The following is a 19,841-nucleotide window of genomic DNA, read 5'->3' on the forward strand; positions in this document are numbered from 1 at the left end:
TTTTACCATTTTTACTTATAATATGTTTACTGACTCAGTGACTTTACGCTCAATAAAAGAAATCATTTGAGTGGCAATATCAATACCACTTGTTTTTTCGATCATCTCTAATCCAGGACTCGCATTTACTTCTAGCACTAGCACGCCTTGTTTAGAACGAATTAAATCAACCCCTGCCACATCTAAACCAATCGCTTTAGTTGCATTAATAGCGATTTGTTTTTCTTGCTGAGTTAATTGAATTTTTTCTGTTACGCCTCCTCGATGGCAATTCGCTCGAAATTCTCCTGACTGCCCTTTCCGTTGCATTGTCGCTACAACTTGTTCACCTATCACAAAACAGCGAATATCCGCCCCATCGGCTTCAGCAATAAAATCCTGTAACAGCACAGAAATTTGTGCTTGGGTTAAAGTTTCCAATAAACTCACCGCACTTTGTGGTTTTTCTGTAAGCATTACGCCAATACCTTGAGATCCGCTGAGAGTCTTCAAAATGAGAGATGATTCAGCCTGTTCTACATTATTTTGTACCGCACTTTTTGTTGCTGTTCTTACTGCATTTTCTGCTGTAAATTCACAACCTGATAAAAATGAAGAGGGGACGGGAATTCCATTTTGCAATAATAATTGCAAACTTTGCCATTTATCACGAGCTAAAGCAAAAGCATTTGCGTGGTTTAAACAATAAATACGCTGTGCAGCAAAGTGCTGTAGCACTGCACATCCCATTTTTGTACTCGATGTCCCAAAACGAGGTAAAACCGCATCGTACTTATCTAAAAGAATAGGATCAGCATTACGATTGGCTTGATAATAAAGTTGAAAGTGCGGTGGATTTACAGACAATTTTAATAAACAACGATTAGGATCAAAAATATCCATTTGATGCCCACCACTTGCTGCTGCTTGCTGTAAACGTTGACAGCTGTATAAACGAGGTTCACGACACAGCATTAATAATTTCATAAAATGTCCCTGCTTTATTTTTTATCAATATACTACACCAATTACAGCAATGCTGAAAAACCCTTTCGACTTTTTACGCAGATCTTGTAAAATTGTGGCAAATTTTAACTCAATGGAAAAAGGAAAAACTATGTTTGTTGTGATTTTTGGTCGTTCAGGTTGTCCATATTGTGTGCGTGCAAAAAATTTAGCAGAAAAATTAAAAACTCAAATTGCGGATTTTGATTTCCGTTATGTTGATATTATTGAAGAAGGTATCAGCAAAGCGGATTTATCAAAATCAGTTGGTAAGCCTGTAGAAACCGTACCGCAAATTTTTATCGATGAAAAACCAATCGGCGGCTGTACTGATTTTGAAGCCTTAATGAAAGAGCAATTCGGCGTAGTAGCGTAATTTTCAAGCTAAAATAATATAAAAAGTGCGGTTAAATTTACCGCACTTTTTGTTTTTAACTAATTTTAACTGTTCATTAGAAGCTGAAAGTTAAACCTGAGAAGAACACAAATGGATCAAGTTTAACATCCACTTCATGCTTTTTACTTAAAGCATCAAATTTTGCTGTTGTTTTGATTTTGGTGTACCACATTGCAGTATTGAAATAAAGGTTATCAGTTAATTTAATATCAATACCTGCGTTAATTACTGGCCCAAATGAATGTTTTTTCAATTCTAAATTAGTGACTGCTGGATTTAAAGATTGAGCATCATAGAAACGAGTATAATTCAAACCAGCACCAATATAAGGACGAGAACCAGCATCTTTATCTAAGAAATAATATTGTACGTAAAGGCTTGGCGGTAAATGTTTTAATTTAACCACTTCACCCAAGCTAGAGCCTGGAATTGAAGCACTTACACGATGAGCAAAAGGTGTTGCACCCAATAATTCGATACCGATATTATCAGTTAACATATATCCTAAAGTTAAACCTACTTGTGCATTGTCGTTTACATCTAGCTTAACTGGCGTTTCCGTTTTAGCGTTAGAAGTGTTATGGGCAGAAACAAATACACCCCCTAAGCGACCAATAAAACTACCTGCTTCATGTGCAGATGCAGAACCCGCTATTAAAGCTGCTGCCATACCTAACGCTAATGCTGTTTTTTTCATAATCAATTCCTCAATTTTATTGTTAATTGTGATTAGGATTATATCCTTACAAAAAATAATGTCTTTTGACGGTGATAAATATAACACTTAATAATTATTTTTTTTGTGATGAGGATCAAATTTTTAAAAAAATCATTGAACTTTATTTTTAATCTAAATCATTTTTTTATTTCTTTCTAAAAAAGTCAAAGTTGATCTAACTCAAATTCAAATAAAATAAGATTGAGTGGCTTTTTTAAATATAGGTTGTATTGTATAATGCGAGATGTTACATTTTTTTTACAATTGAGATTGATTTAAATTTGGATTAAAAAATGCCGATTAACTTCACTAAAATATTTTCTGATTGTTGGAATTTTATCCGCAACCAACAACAAATTGTGTTTAAATTCACCGCACTTTACGTGCTAGTCAACTTATTTAGTTATTTTGTACAACAAAAAATCCCCATTAGTGCAATTCAACAAAGTAATAATCCTATTGATGTGCTAGATTCGCAAATTGCCGCTGAGCAGGAAAACTCTTTTATCTTATTTTGCTTAATCGTATTTATCTTCGCTTCGGTCTTGATTACTATTTGGGGTTATATCACTTTTGATAAATTGAGCCATCAGCAACAGGTTACTATATCTGAAACATTTACTCTTGCCCTGAAAAAAATAATTGGCGTTATTTTTATTGGAGCCATCATTCTTATTCCATTATCAATTGGAGTGAGTGGTAGTTTAGCTTTATTGATAATGCCATCACAGTCAGATAGTCTACCTTTTCTTTTTTTGACGATGATTGGGCTATTTCTGTTTGTTCGGTTAAATTTAGCGATTGTACATTATGCAATTAGCAATAAATCGTGGTTACAAAGTATAAAAGAAATTTGGGCTTACGGTAAAAAACATAACGGTGTGCTATTTATTTACTTTTTAATCGCACATATCTTTTTCCCATTAATTTCACAAAATTTGACCGCACTTTCGCAAGTCAATCTATTTACGGCAATCATTGGCACAATATTAATGACGTTTATTTCTATGTTTTCACTGATTTTTAGCTATCGTTTTTATAGCTTATTTATACAAAGGGGAAAATAATGAAGCAGTTACTAGAATTTATTCCACTTATTTTATTCTTTGTAGTGTATAAATTAGCTGGCATTCGTGAAGCTGCAGTAACTTTAATTATTGCAACTATTATCCAAATGATAATTTTGAAAATAAAATATGGCAAAATCGGACAGCAACAATTAGTTATGGGCGTTGCCGTCGTGTTTTTTGGCACATTGACTGCTTATTTTAATGAGTTAGAATTTTTAAAATGGAAAGTTACTATTGTTTACGCATTGTTTGCTCTCGTTTTACTAATTAGTCAATTTGGTTTTAAAAAGCTACTAATACAAAAACTATTAGGTAAAGAAATTAGTTTGCCTGAAGCAGTATGGGTAAAATTAAATGTAGGTTGGGCTATTTTCTTTATTATATGTATGTTAGTTAATATAGTAATAAGTCAATTCTTCTCTGACGATATCTGGGTAGATTTTAAAACTTTTGGTATTTTAACAATGACTATCGTTGCAAGTCTTATTACTGGTATTTATATTTACCGTTATTTACCGAAAGAAAATCACAGCGTTACAACTCAAGATGATTTACAAAATAAAAAATAAATGCTCGAGCAAATTAATGAAACAAAGGAAAAACTATGACTTTTATTGATGCAAAAACAATTCGTCAGCCAGAAGGTTGTTTGTTGTTACGCACTCTAGCAATGCCTTCAAACACTAATGCAAATGGTGATATTTTTGGTGGTTGGATTATGTCACAAATGGATATTGGTGGTGCTATTTTAGCGAAAGAAATTGCTCACGGACGCGTTGTGACCATTGCTGTAGACAGCATGACTTTCATTCGTCCTGTTGCTGTAGGTGATGTCATTTGTTGTTACGGGAAATGTATTTATGTGGGACGAACTTCAATTAAAATTAAAATTGAAGTTTGGGTAAAAAAAGTATCTACAGAACCTTTAGGCGAGCGTTATTGTGTAACTGAAGCAGTATTCAGTTTTGTAGCTGTTGATACTCAAGGCAAACCTCGTCCAATTGAACGTGAAAACAATAAAGAATTAGAGAACGCATTAAAAAATATTTGAACAACATTAACATAAGGAGAAAATGATGTTTTTCGTTATTTTTGCTCAAGATAAACCTAACACATTACAACAACGTCTCGCGGTGAGAACAAAACATCTTGCTCGTTTACAAGAACTGCATAATCAAGGTCGATTATTAACCGCAGGTCCTAATCCTGTAGATGAGCATGATCTACAAGCAGGATTTACAGGATCTACTGTAATCGCAGACTTTGAAGACTTGGCTTCGGCTAAAGAATGGGCTTCACAAGACCCCTATATAGAAGCAGGGGTATACGACAATGTTATTGTTAAACCTTTTACAAAAGTATTTTAAGTTGTGAATCATTCAACAAAACAAAAATACAACATCAACCTAACGTGAGGAAAAACAATGTCAGACTTTCTACTAAACTACCAACAGCACGTTGAAGAACGTGCCGCACAAGGCATTGTACCTAAGCCTTTAGATGCACAACAAACAGCAAACTTAATTGAATTATTGAAAAATCCGCCAATAGATAAAACAGATTATTTACTGGATTTATTTGAAAATCGAATCCCTGCGGGAGTTGATGAAGCAGCTTACGTAAAAGCCAGTTTTTTAGCGGCAATAATAAAAGGTGAAACTGCTTCTCCGTTAATTAGTACACAAAGAGCGGTTCAGTTACTAGGCACAATGCAAGGTGGATATAATATTGAGCCGTTATTGACCGCACTTGATAATGAGCAATTAGCTCCTTTTGCAGTAAAAGCATTATCTTCTACTCTACTAATGTTCGATAATTTCCATGATGTCGCAGAACGAGCCAAGCGTGGTAATCCATTTGCGAAGGAAATCATGCAAGCTTGGGCTAATGCCGATTGGTATTTATCACGACCAAAATTGGCAGAAAAATTAACCGTCACTGTTTTTAAAGTAACAGGAGAAACAAATACCGATGATCTTTCTCCAGCACAAGATGCATGGTCTCGCCCTGATATTCCATTACATGCTTTAGCTATGCTAAAAAACGCTCGTGAAGGCATTGAACCTGATGATGTAGGTAACATTGGACCGATTCACCAACTTGAAAAATTAAAGCAGCAAGGTTTTCCATTAGCTTATGTTGGTGACGTTGTTGGGACAGGATCATCACGTAAATCAGCTACAAATTCTGTTCTATGGTTTATGGGCGAAGATATTCCATTTATTCCTAATAAGCGTGCGGGTGGCGTAGTATTAGGAGGTAAAATTGCTCCAATTTTTTTCAATACTCTTGAAGATGCGGGAGCATTACCTATAGAAGTTGATGTAAGCCGTTTAAATATGGGAGATATTATCGATATTTATCCTTATCAAGGTAAAATTTGCAAACATAATAGTGACGAAGTGCTCGCAAATTTCTCTCTAAAAACTAAAGTATTATTAGATGAAGTTAGGGCAGGCGGACGTATTCCATTAATTATTGGGCGTAGCTTAACTCATAAAGCACGTGTAGAGTTAGGTTTGCCAGAAAGCGACATTTTTGCTAAGCCTCAAGACGTAATAGCTAGCAATAAAGGGTTTACTTTAGCACAGAAAATGGTAGGACGTGCCTGTGGAGTCGAAGGTATTCGCCCAGGGCAATATTGCGAACCTCGAATGACGTCTGTTGGCTCTCAAGATACAACAGGACCAATGACTAGAGATGAATTAAAAGATCTTGCTTGCTTAGGTTTCTCTGCTGATCTCGTTATGCAATCATTTTGTCATACCGCTGCTTATCCAAAACCAGTAGATGTCGTTACTCATCATACTTTACCTGATTTCATTATGAATCGTGGTGGTGTATCGCTAAGACCTGGAGATGGCGTTATCCACTCTTGGCTAAACCGTATGCTATTACCAGATACAGTCGGAACTGGAGGTGACTCTCATACACGCTTCCCAATTGGTATCTCATTCCCTGCTGGATCTGGCTTAGTGGCATTTGCCGCTGCGACAGGTGTTATGCCGTTAGATATGCCTGAAAGTGTATTGGTTCGTTTTAAAGGGGAAATGCAAGCAGGCATTACGCTACGTGATCTTGTTCATGCTATTCCTTATTATGCTATTCAACAAGGTTTATTAACTGTAGAAAAACAAGGAAAGAAAAATATTTTCTCAGGTCGTATCTTAGAGATTGAGGGACTTGAGCATCTAAAAGTAGAACAAGCTTTTGAGCTTTCTGACGCTTCAGCTGAACGTTCAGCAGCAGCATGCACTATTAAATTGAATAAAGAGCCAATTATTGAATACCTCAATTCCAATATTGTACTGTTAAAATGGATGATTTCTGAAGGATATGGAGATATTCGTACCCTCGAGCGACGAATTAAAAACATGGAGAAATGGTTAGAAAATCCGCAGTTATTAGAAGCTGATAAAGATGCTGAATATGCTGCTGTAATCGAAATTGATCTCAATGAAATTAAAGAACCTATTCTATGTGCTCCGAACGATCCTGATGATGCAAAATTATTGTCCGAAGTTGAGGGAAATAAAATTGATGAAGTTTTCATCGGCTCTTGTATGACTAACATTGGACATTTCCGTGCAGCTGGTAAATTATTAGCTAAATTTAAAGATGTAATTCCAACTCGTTTATGGCTTGCTCCTCCTACTAAAATGGATGCAGCTTTGCTCAGTGAAGAAGGATACTACAGCATTTATGGTAAAAGTGGAGCGAGAATTGAAATGCCAGGTTGCTCACTATGCATGGGTAACCAAGCTCGTGTGGCAAGTAATGCTACTGTAGTATCAACTTCCACTAGAAACTTCCCAAATCGTCTGGGGCAAGGTGCAAATGTTTATTTAGCATCCGCAGAACTAGCAGCAGTGGCAGCACTATTGGGCAGATTACCAACCGCTAAAGAATATCTATCTTATGTTGCTGATTTACAAAAAGATAAAGACGATACATATCGATATATGAACTTCGATCAAATCAACAGCTATACTAAAAAAGCGGAAAAAGTGATATTTCAAACTGCGGTATAATTATATCGTTCGTTTTCGATAAAAAATTGAAATTTGACAGTGTAGAAATCAAATATCAATCACTGATAATAGTAGCCCGATTGAGGTCTCACAATATTGTAGCAGGCGAAATCGCCTGCTATTTAGATTTACGATATTTTTGTAAGGCTTCAAATTTTGCGTTTTCTGCTAGTATTTCATTTAGCAGTTTTTCATTGTGTTCTTTGTTAATCTTATCGCTATAGGCTTTAATGATGATCCATACAAAGCCTATATAAATAATAGAGAGTATCAGCTTAAAGTATTCATTCGAGATCTCAATATAGAGTACCTGATAGCAAATCGCTATTATACCAGTAGCCGATAGATAGTTTATTTGCTCTCTTTTGTAACAAATCCACATTAAAAATAAACTGGAACAAATACAGATTAAATTTAATAAAACTAGTATAGTTGTAATCAAAATGTCCCCCTTAGCTTGTTTCAACTCTTTATCAATAGTTTCTATTATAGTTTATATTATGATTTTTTCTACTTTGTCAGCCTCTTTTATCGGCAATACTTTTCTATAAAGGGTGTATTACACCCTTTTTTATTGCTAAGCAAAAAATCTGCCTATAAGGCAGATTTTTAAATAACAAACTAAAGTGCGGTAATTATTGAGCCGCTTTTAATTTTTGATAGAAATTTTCATAATATTGTACTGCATCTCCTACGTCATCTTGCCAATGACTATTTTGCAATACTTCTTGCGTTGGATAAATTGCTGGATCTTGAGTAATTTCCGCTGGAAGCAATTCCAAAGCCTTAACATTAGAAGTTGGATAACCTATTTCTTTAGTTAATTGAGCTGCTGTTTTTGCTCCTAGCATATAGTTAATCAGTTTATGAGCCCCTTCAGGATTTTTTGAATTTGCTGGGATCGCTAATGTGTCAACCCAAAGCACTGGTCCTTCTTTCGGGAAAATCATATCCAAAGGTGCTTTCTCTTTTTTCGCAATACGCACTGAACCGTTCCACAATTGACCAACACCCACTTCTCCAGCAATGAAAGAATTCGCTGGATTATCAGAACTAAATGCAAGCACATTTGGGCGTAGTTTTAAAAGTTCTTCATAAGCTTGTTCAATAATTTTAGGATCTTTGGTATTAGGATCTTGACCAAGTTTTAACAACGCAATATTAAATACTTCACGTGCATCATCTAATAATTGAATTTTATTAGCAAATTCAGGTTTCCATAAATCAGCCCAAGAAGTAAAGTCTGTGCCTTTATAATCATTCGTATTAAACGCAATACCTGGAGCACCTAATAATTGTGGTAAAGAATATTTATTACCTTTATCATAAGGTTTATCCAACCAATTTGGATTTAATTCTTTAATTACTGGCAGTTTGCTGTGATCTAAAGGCATCAACATACCTTCACGTGCCATTTTTGAAACAAAGTAATTTGATGGAGCAATTACATCATAACCACCTGATTCACCTTGTGTTTTTAACTTCGCATACATTGTTTCATTTGATTCCAAGCTAGAAACAATTACTTTTATGCCAGTTTCTTTTGTGAATTCATCTAACAAACCATCTGGGACATATTCAGTCCAAGTATAAAGATATACTGTGTCATTTTCTGGTGCTTTAGTTTCAGCAGTTTTTGTCTCTTTATCATTACAAGCTGCTAGAGAAAGTGCTATAGCCCCAGCAGTAAAAAGACTTGTTAATTTTTTCATGTTCATCATTCCCTTTTAATTTAGAGTGAATATCAACCGCACTTTGTTGCTAAAACAAAGCAACGGCACACAGAAATAGCCTTGATTGAAGCAAGGTATATTCTATTTTCTATTGAGTTATTTGTGAAGTATTTTATTTTACTTTTCCGCTATTTATTCCTTCTTCCAATTAATTGGCTTAAGATCACTAAAGATAAAGAAAGAATAATCATAATAGTTGCTAAAGCATTAACTTCAGGTGTTACACCAGTTTTCACTAATGAAAAAATCTTCAATGGTAAAATTTCATAACTCACACCACTAACAAAAGAAGAAACTACTACATCATCTAAAGAAATAGTAAAACTAAACAACCAACCAGAAATCACAGCAGGTAAGACTAGAGGAAAAATAATTTTACGTAGAATAGTAATTTCCCCTGCACCTAAATCTTTTGCAGCTTCGAGCATCTTAACGTCAAAACCTTTTAGACGAGAAAATACTGTTACAACTACATACGGCAAACAAAATGTAACATGAGCTAAAAGTAATGACCAAAAACCTAGTGATACACCAATGATCATAAATAACGCTAACAACGATACCGCCATTACAATATCTGGAGACATCATGACTACAAATAACATACCACTAACAGCCTGTTTTCCACGAAAACGATAACGGTATAAAGCAATGGCAGTTAAACCTCCAACAATAGTTGCTAAAGTTGCTGCAAAAAAAGCAATAGTTACAGAATGAATCGCTGCTTGAATTAATGTATCGTTATTAAACAAGCGTTCATACCAATTCCAACTGAACCCTTTCCAGGTCAAACCATAACGATCAGCATTAAAAGAATTAGTAATTAAAATGACAATTGGGATATACAGATAAGCGTACACCACCAACATAAAAATATTACGTAGTAAACGACTCATTATTCCAACTCCATTTTCTTATTCATCAACTTACTTGCTTTGTAATAAATAAAGATAAGTAACGCCATTAATACAGTCAAACTAATACTAATTGCTGAACCAAACGGCCAATTTCGAGAAGCTAAAAATTCGCTCTTAATAATATTACCTACTAACAATACTTTTGCACCACCAAGTAAATCTGCAACGTAGAACATTCCCATTGCTGGTAATAACACTAGTAAACAACCTGCAATAATTCCAGGCATAGTCATCGGCAAAATAATTTTAATGAAACGCTGAAATCCATTCGCACCTAGATCTTTTGCTGCTTCCAACAAGCGATTATCTAATTTCTCAATTGCAGCGTACAAAGGCAATATCATAAATGGCAACAATAAATAAACTAATCCGATAATTACGGCGACTTCTGTATTTAAAGTGCGGATAGGTTCATCAATAATCCCAATACCAAGCAAAACTCTGTTGAAAATACCTTTCACGCCAAGGAAAATTTTCATACCATAAATACGAATCAAAGAATTAGTCCAAAATGGCAACACAACTAGGAATAGTAAAATAGCTCTAAATTTCGGTTTAATCTTAGTCATCATAAAAGCAAATGGATAACCAATTACTAAACATACTAGTGTTGCCATTGCTGACATGAACAACGAGTTCCACACAACTTGAGCATAAAGTGGCTCAAATAATCTAGAATAATTGCTTATTGTAAGGGGTAATGAATAAAAATCACTGCTATCACGTGTTAAAAAACTAACCGCCAGCACCAATAAATTTGGTGCTAGTACAAAGAAAATTAACCATGCGAAGATAATGGTAACAGTGATATTTTGAAATTTATTACTGACTATCTTCATCGTTTAGCACAACCTCCCAACCTTCATGCCAAGTGAGAGCAACTTTCTGACCTAATGAGTGATCAATATTAGGATCATCTTCATTAAAAAACTCGCTAACCAATACTTTCATATTATTATGATCTAGTACAATTGTTGACTCCAAAGTCATACCCTTATAATTACGATCTAGAACATGCCCAATAATTGCTTTTGATTGCTCATTTTCATCAAGTTCAGTAATGACTATATCTTCAGGACGTAACAACACCGTGAGATGTTGTCCACTATTTACAGGGATTGATGTATGAATTTCACATACTCGACCTTCAACATTAGCTTTAACTGTTTTTTCATCTATTCGCTCGATGACTGTTGCATCGAATACGTTAATTTCACCGATAAATTTAGCTACAAAAAGATTTTTCGGTTCTTCATAGATTTCACGTGGCGAGCCATCTTGTTCAATATGTCCTTTATTCATGACAATAATACGATCAGACATAGTTAATGCTTCTTCTTGATCATGAGTAACAAAGACAAAAGTAATACCTAATTGACGTTGTAGAGCTTTTAACTCATTTTGCATTTCTTTACGCAATTTATAATCAAGTGCAGACAAAGACTCATCTAAAAGTAAAACTTTAGGCTTATTGACTACCGCACGTGCAATCGCAATACGTTGCTGCTGTCCACCAGAAAGTTGTGTTGGCTTACGATCTGCCATTTCTTCTAAACGAACCATACGCAAAGCTTCCATAACACGAGGTTTAATTTGCTCATTCGGAATTTTCTGCATACGTAAACCAAAAGCCACATTTTCAAAAATCGTCATATGTGGAAATAGAGCATAGCTTTGAAATACGGTATTGACACAACGACGTTCTGCTGGGATATTTGTAATATCCTGACCATCAAGAATGATCGAGCCTTCATTTAATTCTTCAAGCCCAGCAATTAATCTTAAAACTGTCGTTTTACCACAACCAGACGGGCCAAGAATAGTCAAAAATTCGCCATTATTAATGGTTAGATTAAAATTGCTGATGATAGTTTTATCATCGTAAGATTTCGTCAGAGAACGAAGCTCAACAATAGGTTTGCTTTGAATTAAACTTTCCACTAGCTTTGATTTTCTCCTAACACTGATGACATAATCATATTGATTATGAAGAACACATTTACAACTTAAATTGTAAATGACCAATAAATTACTGCTATGATATAGCGATTGACTTTTAATTAAAAGTAATTAATTTGTTTTTCGTTAAAAATCTATTATTAATAACTAACAATTTCAAAAAAAATTGTTGTATATCAAAACCCGTCTTAAGGCTGATGATAGAATAACGCCATTCAAGTTAAAAGTGCGGTAACTTTTCAGTAAAATATGATGAACGAAATAGCTCAATACAAAAACCAATTATTAGAACGTTTCTTATGTTATGTCGGTTTTGATACTCAATCAAAAAGTAATACTAAAACTTCGCCTAGTTCTATTGGTCAAATGAAGTTAGCAAAATATTTACAGCAAGAGTTGTATGCACTAGGATTACAAAATATAACATTAGATAAAAATGGTGTTTTAACTGCCCTACTTCCTTCTAATGTCAGCCCTAAAATGCCAACTATCGGTTTTATTGCTCATCTAGATACTTCACCTCAATGCAGTGGAAAGCATATTCGCCCTGAAATTATTGAAAATTATCGTGGTGGCGATATTGCACTGGGTTTAGGTGAAAAATTTATCAGCCCTGTTTATTATCATTTCTTACATCATCTTATTGGCAAGACACTTATTGTAACTGACGGCAACACGTTATTAGGAGCTGATAGTAAAGGAGGAATTGCTGAAATTATCACCGCACTTGCTTTTCTAAAGGATACCTCTTTTCCTCATTGCAACATCTGTGTAGCTTTCTGTCCCGATAAAGAAATTGGCTTAGGAACAAAAATTCTGCCTTTAGATAAATTTCCCTGCAATTGGGCTTATACTGTCAGTGGTGGAGAAGTCGGGGAATTAGGCTGTGAAAATTTTAATGCTGCTTATGCTGATATAACATTTCACGGTCAAAATAGTGATGTTGGCAAAGCTAAAAATAATCTCATCAATGCCCTTGCATTAGCTTGTGAATTTCAACAAAGTCTGCCACAGCAAGAAATGGCAGAAAACTCTGAAGGTGAACAAGGATTCTTCCATTTAGCCACTTTTAATGGCAATATTGAACATTCTAAAATCCAGTATTGGATCAGAGATTTCAACAAAATAAGATTTGAACAACGAAAACAATTTTTGCAAAATCTCGTTGATAACTTTAATACTAAGAAAAAATTAAAAAGAAAAGTTGAACTTGAGATCAGAGATCATTATTACAATATAGCTGAATCTCCCATTTCTTTGTCTAATGCTGTTGCTCTCGCTGATAAAGCCATGAAAAACTGCGGTATAAAACCCTTACATAAAGCAATCCGTACTGATACTGAAGGTGCAAAATTAGCTTTAAAAGGTATGGCTTGTCCAACTCTTTTTACTGGGGCTTATAATCTCCAAAGTAATTATGAACTAATCACTTTAGAAGGAATGTTAGAAAGCGTAAAACTTATCGTACAAATTAGCCACTGTGCAATGAAACCAATTTAAACGCAAATACACTTAAAAGCAAAATACTGCAACTATCAATATATCGACTTAAACAGTATTACTCATCAACAATCCATTAACAACTGTTGCCAAATTTGAGTAATGAATAGCCGTTCCTGTTTAAATTCTTCCGCACTAACTACGGAGGGTAAACCAAGTAAATTTAAATGATGAATTTTATCACGCAATGTGATGTAGCAATGTTTTAACTTTTCACAAATTTCTACTGGAACTACCGCACTTTCTGCCAGGCTGTCAAAAATGCGGACATTATCTGACCATTTAGTTAAATTTTGGTGTTGTTCTGAATAAGCTAAAACTAGATATTGGGCAATAAATTCTATATCAGTAATACCACCACTATCTGTTTTAATATTGAACTGTCCTCCTTTATGGTTACTTAAATGTTGATACATTTTTTCTCGCATTTCACGTACATCTTTTTTTAAGATAGCAATATTTCGTTTTTCAGTTAACACTTGATGTCGAATTTGATCAAATTGGTATTTTAACCTCTCTTCGCCGAATATCGGTCGACTCCGCACCAACGCCTGTTTTTCCCATGTCCATGCTTCATTAAGTTGATAATTTTTAAAGGCAGTTAATGGACAACCAAGCAATCCAGCCTCACCTGATGGACGCAATCTCATATCAACATCATATAATACCCCAGCACTCGTATTCATGCTAAAAATGCTAACGATCTTTCGTGATAACCTCAAATAAAACTGATTACTATCAATAACTTTTGTTCCTCCTACAGTTTGCCCAGTCTGACTATTGTCATATAAAAAAACTAAATCTAAATCTGATTGATAGCCCAATTCAATGCCACCTAATTTGCCATAACCAACGACTAAAAATCCTTTTTCATTGGGCTGCAAAAAATCAGGGACACCAAAGCGTTGTGTTACTTGTTTCCATGCAAAATGTACTACTGACTCAATAATTGCTTCCGCCAAATAAGTTAAATGATCACTTACTTTCATTACAGGCAATGCACCTAAAATATCTGCGGCAGCTACACGTAAAAGTGCCGTTTGCTTGAATTGACGTAATCCATTAATTAACTGTTCTTCATCATCTTGTGTCAAACGGAGCATATATTGTCGTAATTGTGCTGGATATTGCGTAAAATCAGGTGGATTAAGTAAAGACTGACGATCTAACAATTCATCTAACAAAATAGGATAGCGAGCTACTTGTTCAGCGATCATTTTCGATTTTACACAAAGTTCAATTAGTTGACTTAGTGCTTGTGGATTTTCCAACAATAATTCTAGATAAGTAGTTCTGCTGACAATCTTATCAATGATATTTAACACCCGTGGTAATAATTTTACACATTGTTCATGATGAAAGACCTGTGATAGCACAGATGGCATTAAACGAGAAAGCACCGTTCGTCCTCTTGCTCCAATAACTCGATGCCTTAATTCCTGTTTAAAGCAGACTAGTTTTTCAATAATTTCGTCATGAAACTCGCTATCGACTGATTGCTGTTGTAGTATCTCAGCGACTTCATCTTCCGCAAAAGACTCATCTAAAAAATCACACCAATTGCTGTTGCAATCGCTACTTTCTTTGCCATTTTCTTCGCCAATTAAACTATCAAAAATTAACCGCACTTTTTGCTGGTGATGTTGTAAAGTGCGGTAAAAATCTTGCCAATTTTCAATTGGATATTCAATTTTTACAACTTGATTTTGATGATCAAGTTGAGTAAATTTTGCCATTGCAACAACTAATCGCAATTGATCTTTTTCATCTGTCGGTAAAACTTGAGTTTGTTGATCCTTAATTGCCTGTAATATATTTTCCGTTCTTCGTAAAAATAAATAAGATTGTCTTAAATCTTCGCATTGTTCTATTGTTAGCAACTCTAACTGCTGTAAGTGCGGTAAAATTTTGAGTAATTCATGCTGTTGTAAATGAGCTTCACGACCTCCCCGAATAAGCTGAAAAACTTGCACAATAAATTCAATTTCACGAATGCCACCTGCACCTAATTTAATATTATCCACAAGCCCACGACGACGAACTTCTCGCTCTATTTTATCTTTCATATCACGCAATGCTTGGATGACACTAAAATCAATATAACGTCGATAGACAAAAGGACGCAGTAATTGCTGTAGCGTTTTTACATGAGGATCTTCTTGATCTTGCCCCAAAATTCGTCCTTTAATTAAAGCATAACGTTCCCAATCTCGCCCTTGTTCTTGATAATATTGCTCCATTGCACTAAAACTAAATACCAACGCTCCACTATCGCCAAAGGGTCTAAGTCGCATATCTGTACGATATACAAAACCATCTGGAGTAAATTGAGACAACGCATTGATTAATCGTTGCCCAAGTCGAGTAAAAAACTTATTATTCTCTACTGCTCTTCTTGCTCCGTCAGTGTGCCCATTACTTGGATAAGCGAAAATCAAATCAATATCTGATGAAAAATTCAACTCAAAACCACCCAACTTTCCCATGCCTAAAATATAAAGTTGCTGTGGATGACCTTCATTATCAAGAGGTGTTCCCATCTCTGCACAAGCTCTTAAATAAAGCCAATTTCGAGTCTCAATAATCAAGCTTTCTGCCAAGTGAGAAAGACGGATAAAAATATCCTCTACTGTCCCTAAATTTAAAGTTTGACAAAAACTAAGCTTTGCCATTTCACGATGACGAAATTGGCGAATCAATTTATATAACATTTCCTCATTATCAACATTAGCCAGAATCACTTGCAAACGTTGACGATAATCTTCACAATCCGCTAATTGAGGCGTTTGTTGCCAACAAGAATGCAAAAAGTGCGGTTGTTTTTGCAATACATCTGCGACAAAATCAGACATTGCTACTGCACTTGCAATAGCTTTAATATTAACTGACAAATCGGATGTCGAAATTTTTTCAAGCAGTGTTTCATCGTATTGACTAGGAAAATGAGAAATCAATATTCTTGCAAAACTGAGCAATATTTCTTTCGATATAGGCAATTGAGGTGACATGAAAATCCTTGTAATTGAAAACAATAATTTCCAATACTATACAAATTAACGTTCTTAAAATCCATTCTTTCATTAGTAAGAAAAATAGTATATGATGTCAGAGTAGTCGGGGTGCTGACCAAAAGTTAAGCTGAGATCATACCCGTGAACCTGATACAGGTAATGCTGACGTAGGAAACTTATATGACCATTTCTTAAAGCAAATTAACTCTTTGCTTTCCAATTAGTTAAGTCTATCTATAAGCCTTACCCGTTAAAATTTATTAATTTTTAACTTTAAGGAAAACTGATGAAATTCAAAACATTCTCATTCATTACCGCACTTGCTTGTTGTGCTATAACTACTCAAGCAGAAAATTTAAATGTATACAGCTATGATAGCTTTACTTCTGATTGGGGTGCAGGTCCTAAAATCAAAACATTATTTGAACAAAAATTCCCACAGTGTCAATTACAATACACTACTTTTGATAGTGCAGGAACAATGTTTAACCGCATACGTTTAGAAGGTAATAAATTAAAAGCAGATATAGTGTTAGGACTAGATAACTATATGTTAGATGAGGCTCAGCACACTGGTTTATTTACTAAAAATGCAGTGGATCTAAACACAATTTCTCTACCTTTAGAGTGGAATAATCAAACGTTTTTACCCTATGATTTCGGATTATATGCGTTTATTTACGATAAAAATAAATTACCACATCCCCCAAAAAGCTTAAAAGAATTAGTTGAGCGTCAAGATCTCAAAATAATTTATCAAGATCCTCGTACTAGTAGCGTAGGGCAAGGTTTAATGGTATGGTTGAATGCTGTTTATCCACAAGATCAAGTTGCATCAGCATGGCAAACTTTAGCTAAACACACCGTTACTGTAGGGAAAGGTTGGTCATCAACTTATGGTGCATTTTTGAAAGGTGAAGCAGATTTAGTATTAAGTCAAAACACATCCCCACTTTATCATTTAATTAATGAGAAAAAAGACAATTACGCTGCTACCGAATTTTCTGAAGGCAATATTCTACAAATTGAATTAGCTGCAAAAGTCGCTGGTCGCAACAATAATTGTGCAGATCATTTCATGGCATTTCTAATTAGCCCAACAGCTCAAAAAGAAATTGCATTATACAATACAATGCTTCCTGTCAGCCGTGAATCAATTGAACCTCATTACGATGCACTGAAGGCAGAAGTGGCTACAAAACTAATATTAAATACACAAAATGTAAAACAAGCTGATTTGAAAAAATGGATTGATACTTGGCAACGTAGTTTGATCAAATAATGAATCTTAGTCTAAAAAAACTCCGCCCAGCTCATTATATGGGCGGAATTTGCGTAATATTAGGGTTAACTGCATTTTATGCTATAGCACTAAAATCTGTGTTTTCAGTAAGCGAAAACGCAGATTGGCACAGCTTTTTAAAAGATAGTTACTTACACCATGTTATTTTTTTCAGCGTTTTACAGGCTTTCCTTTCTGCTTGGCTTTCTATTATCATCGGCGTATTTTTTGCTAGAACACTATTCTATTTAGAGTTTGTTGGAAAATCACTAGTTTTAAAATTACTTTCCCTTACCTATGTACTGCCCTCGTTAGTCGCTGTATTTGGAATTATCGGCATTTATGGCAATGCAGGCTGGATTGCTAATATAACTGCGAGGTTAAATATTGACTGGCAACCTAATATTTATGGTTTAAGCGGTATTTTAGTTGCAAATTTGTTTTTCAATATTCCTTTAGCAACAAAAATTTTTTTGCAGTCACTGTGTAGTATACCCAATCAGCAAAGACAGCTAGCTGCACAACTTGGAATTCGAGGTTGGCAGTTTATAAGATTGATTGAGTTACCTTATTTACGTCAGCAATTGCTATCATTATTTGCATTAGTTTTTATGCTTTGCTTCACAGGTTTCACTATTGTATTAACATTAGGCGGAGGACCACAATATACTACGTTAGAAGTAGCTATTTATCAGGCTATTGTTTTTGAATTTAACTTATCCAAAGCTGCCTTATTTGCTTTACTACAGTTTTTATTTTGTTTTGTGATTTTTTCCACTATGAGTTCATTTTCTAAAAACCATATAGCAGAAATTAATCAAAAAAAATTATGGAAAGCTTCTCAATCAAGTGCGGTCAAAATTTTACAACTATTTATCCTACTAACTATCCTATTGTTTTTACTGACCCCACTATTAAATATCATCGTTGCTGGATTTAATCTACATTTAATTTTTCAATCATTACAAAATCCGCAACTTTGGCGTGCATTAGGATATTCCATCACTATTGCTCCTATATCTGCTTGTACAGCATTAATTTTTTCAATTGCTCTACTATTGCTATCAAGACGTTTACAATGGCTTAATTATAATAATGTGGCAAATGCTATTTTAAATGCTGGAATGGTAATTTTAGCAATTCCTACTCTAGTACTAGCAATGGGGCTATTTATTTGCTTACAACACATTGATTTTACACCAATCCATCTCTTTGGAATTGTCGTGTTATGTAATGCCCTTGCAGCAATGCCTTTTGTTTTACGAATACTGCATACACCAATGAATAACAATATGCAATATTATGAAAAACTATGTCAATCACTTGGTATTAAGGGGATAGCAAGATGGTACTGGGTAGAACGCCATACTTTATCTCATCCTCTAAAATATGCTTTTGCTATAGCTTGTGCGTTGTCACTAGGTGATTTCACTGCAATTGCGTTATTCGGCACTCAAGATTTTACATCTCTACCGCACTTACTTTACAGCCAGCTTGGTAGTTATCGTAATCAAGAAGGTGCTGTCACTGCACTTTTACTATTAATTTTTTGTAGCTTAATTTTTATTTTTGCAGAGCATCATCATGATAAAACTTAATGTTCAATTCGATTACCCTAACACATCAATGCACTTTAATTTACATATTCGTCCACAAGAAAAAGTTGCATTAATTGGTCCCAGTGGTTCTGGTAAAAGTAGCCTGTTGAATTTGATCGCGGGCTTTGAATTACCATCACAAGGGGAGATTTGGTTAAATGGAAAAAATCATACTTATAGTGAACCGCATTTACGCCCCGTTTCAATACTATTTCAAGAAAATAATTTATTTCCACATTTAACTGTTCAGCAGAATATTGCTCTCAGTTTGACTACGCACAGTAAGCTCAACTCTAAACAATTAGAGCAAGTTGAAAATGCGGCAAGTGCGGTCAGTTTGCAGAATTTTTTAAAACGTCGTCCAACAGAACTGTCTGGAGGACAAAAACAACGTGTAGCACTCGCTCGATGTTTATTACGAGATAAACCAATTTTACTATTAGATGAACCTTTTTCTTCATTAGATCCCGATTTGCGTAGTGAAATGTTCAATTTAATTGACCAATTATGTAATGAAAAACAACTCACAATGCTGTTAGTTACTCATCAGCCCAAAGAATTAGAAGGAAAAATTGACCGCACTTTACTACTTGAAAAAGGTCGGATCAGAAATGACTAATTGTGTTTGATATTGATTTAAC

General features: G+C 34.7%; 17 protein-coding genes and 1 riboswitch. Of the genes, 10 read left to right on the forward strand and 7 right to left on the reverse strand.

The features are described 5' to 3' along the window. Positions 1–15: 15 nt before the first annotated feature. The gene (locus ACFQ02_RS01650) at positions 16–966 is read right to left on the reverse strand and encodes a RimK family alpha-L-glutamate ligase (RefSeq protein ID WP_380818489.1); all 951 of its coding nucleotides are present in this window, start codon (positions 964–966) and stop codon (positions 16–18) included. Between the two features lie 130 nt (positions 967–1,096). On the opposite strand from ACFQ02_RS01650, the gene ACFQ02_RS01655 reads away from it, so the two are divergent. Further along, a complete protein-coding gene (locus ACFQ02_RS01655; RefSeq protein WP_380818492.1) occupies positions 1,097–1,360 on the forward strand; it encodes a GrxA family glutaredoxin in 264 nt (87 codons plus the stop codon). Between the two features lie 76 nt (positions 1,361–1,436). Here ACFQ02_RS01655 and ACFQ02_RS01660 read toward each other — a convergent pair whose 3' ends face one another. Then, complete coding sequence (locus tag ACFQ02_RS01660; RefSeq protein ID WP_380818494.1) at positions 1,437–2,078, reverse strand: OmpW/AlkL family protein; 642 nt, start codon at positions 2,076–2,078, stop codon at positions 1,437–1,439. 314 nt (positions 2,079–2,392) lie between these two features. Between ACFQ02_RS01660 and ACFQ02_RS01665 the strand changes: the two genes are divergently transcribed. Genes ACFQ02_RS01665 through acnB form a run of 5 tightly spaced genes read left to right on the forward strand, consistent with a single transcriptional unit; the run spans position 2,393 to position 7,200 of the window. Further along, positions 2,393–3,166 (forward strand): hypothetical protein, encoded by a 774-nt coding sequence (locus tag ACFQ02_RS01665; RefSeq protein ID WP_380818496.1) that lies wholly within the window; start codon positions 2,393–2,395, stop codon positions 3,164–3,166. After that, positions 3,166–3,738 (forward strand): septation protein A, encoded by a 573-nt coding sequence (locus ACFQ02_RS01670; RefSeq protein ID WP_380818499.1) that lies wholly within the window; start codon positions 3,166–3,168, stop codon positions 3,736–3,738. Before ACFQ02_RS01665 ends, ACFQ02_RS01670 begins: the two co-directional genes overlap by 1 nt. Positions 3,739–3,773: 35 nt before the next feature. Further along, positions 3,774–4,220, forward strand: coding sequence for an acyl-CoA thioester hydrolase YciA (gene yciA / locus ACFQ02_RS01675; RefSeq protein WP_380818502.1), 447 nt, complete (start codon positions 3,774–3,776; stop codon positions 4,218–4,220). 25 nt (positions 4,221–4,245) lie between these two features. Beyond that, positions 4,246–4,536: a YciI family protein gene (locus tag ACFQ02_RS01680; RefSeq protein ID WP_380818910.1), complete on the forward strand. Its 291-nt coding sequence runs from the start codon at positions 4,246–4,248 to the stop codon at positions 4,534–4,536. A 57-nt stretch (positions 4,537–4,593) separates the two neighbouring features. Continuing rightward, on the forward strand, positions 4,594–7,200 hold the full coding sequence (gene acnB / locus ACFQ02_RS01685; protein ID WP_380818504.1) for a bifunctional aconitate hydratase 2/2-methylisocitrate dehydratase: 2,607 nt from the start codon (positions 4,594–4,596) through the stop codon (positions 7,198–7,200). Between the two features lie 635 nt (positions 7,201–7,835). On the opposite strand, the gene ACFQ02_RS01690 is transcribed toward acnB, so the two are convergent. The 4 genes from ACFQ02_RS01690 to potA form a co-directional block, all read right to left on the reverse strand. Next, entirely contained in the window at positions 7,836–8,912 is a 1,077-nt protein-coding gene (locus ACFQ02_RS01690) for an extracellular solute-binding protein (RefSeq protein WP_380818507.1), read from the reverse strand. A 149-nt stretch (positions 8,913–9,061) separates the two neighbouring features. Then, positions 9,062–9,829, reverse strand: coding sequence for a spermidine/putrescine ABC transporter permease PotC (gene potC / locus ACFQ02_RS01695; protein WP_380818509.1), 768 nt, complete (start codon positions 9,827–9,829; stop codon positions 9,062–9,064). Then, entirely contained in the window at positions 9,829–10,689 is an 861-nt protein-coding gene (potB, locus tag ACFQ02_RS01700; protein WP_380818511.1) for a spermidine/putrescine ABC transporter permease PotB, read from the reverse strand. Before potB ends, potC begins: the two co-directional genes overlap by 1 nt. Next, positions 10,673–11,791: a spermidine/putrescine ABC transporter ATP-binding protein PotA gene (potA, locus tag ACFQ02_RS01705; protein ID WP_380818513.1), complete on the reverse strand. Its 1,119-nt coding sequence runs from the start codon at positions 11,789–11,791 to the stop codon at positions 10,673–10,675. The genes potB and potA overlap by 17 nt, the downstream gene beginning before the upstream one ends. A 267-nt stretch (positions 11,792–12,058) precedes the next feature. Here potA and pepT point away from each other — a divergent pair, with 267 nt between their 5' ends. Continuing rightward, entirely contained in the window at positions 12,059–13,309 is a 1,251-nt protein-coding gene (gene pepT / locus ACFQ02_RS01710; RefSeq protein ID WP_380818515.1) for a peptidase T, read from the forward strand. A gap of 65 nt (positions 13,310–13,374) precedes the next feature. On the opposite strand, the gene glnE is transcribed toward pepT, so the two are convergent. Then, positions 13,375–16,317, reverse strand: a complete 2,943-nt coding sequence (glnE, locus tag ACFQ02_RS01715) for a bifunctional [glutamate--ammonia ligase]-adenylyl-L-tyrosine phosphorylase/[glutamate--ammonia-ligase] adenylyltransferase (RefSeq protein WP_380818517.1) — start codon at positions 16,315–16,317, stop codon at positions 13,375–13,377. A 97-nt stretch (positions 16,318–16,414) separates the two neighbouring features. Continuing rightward, positions 16,415–16,511: riboswitch (TPP riboswitch) on the forward strand. 95 nt (positions 16,512–16,606) lie between these two features. On the opposite strand from glnE, the gene thiB reads away from it, so the two are divergent. The 3 genes from thiB to thiQ are packed head-to-tail and all read left to right on the forward strand — an operon-like array spanning position 16,607 to position 19,819. Further along, a complete protein-coding gene (gene thiB / locus ACFQ02_RS01720) occupies positions 16,607–17,602 on the forward strand; it encodes a thiamine ABC transporter substrate binding subunit (protein WP_380818519.1) in 996 nt (331 codons plus the stop codon). Beyond that, positions 17,602–19,200, forward strand: a complete 1,599-nt coding sequence (gene thiP / locus ACFQ02_RS01725; protein ID WP_380818521.1) for a thiamine/thiamine pyrophosphate ABC transporter permease ThiP — start codon at positions 17,602–17,604, stop codon at positions 19,198–19,200. The genes thiB and thiP overlap by 1 nt, the downstream gene beginning before the upstream one ends. Then, positions 19,187–19,819 (forward strand): thiamine ABC transporter ATP-binding protein, encoded by a 633-nt coding sequence (gene thiQ / locus ACFQ02_RS01730; protein WP_380818523.1) that lies wholly within the window; start codon positions 19,187–19,189, stop codon positions 19,817–19,819. The genes thiP and thiQ overlap by 14 nt, the downstream gene beginning before the upstream one ends. The last annotated feature ends 22 nt before the right edge of the window (positions 19,820–19,841 follow it).

Source organism: Seminibacterium arietis (genome assembly GCF_042675725.1).
In the GTDB taxonomy this organism is placed as follows: Bacteria; Pseudomonadota; Gammaproteobacteria; order Enterobacterales; family Pasteurellaceae; genus Seminibacterium; species Seminibacterium arietis.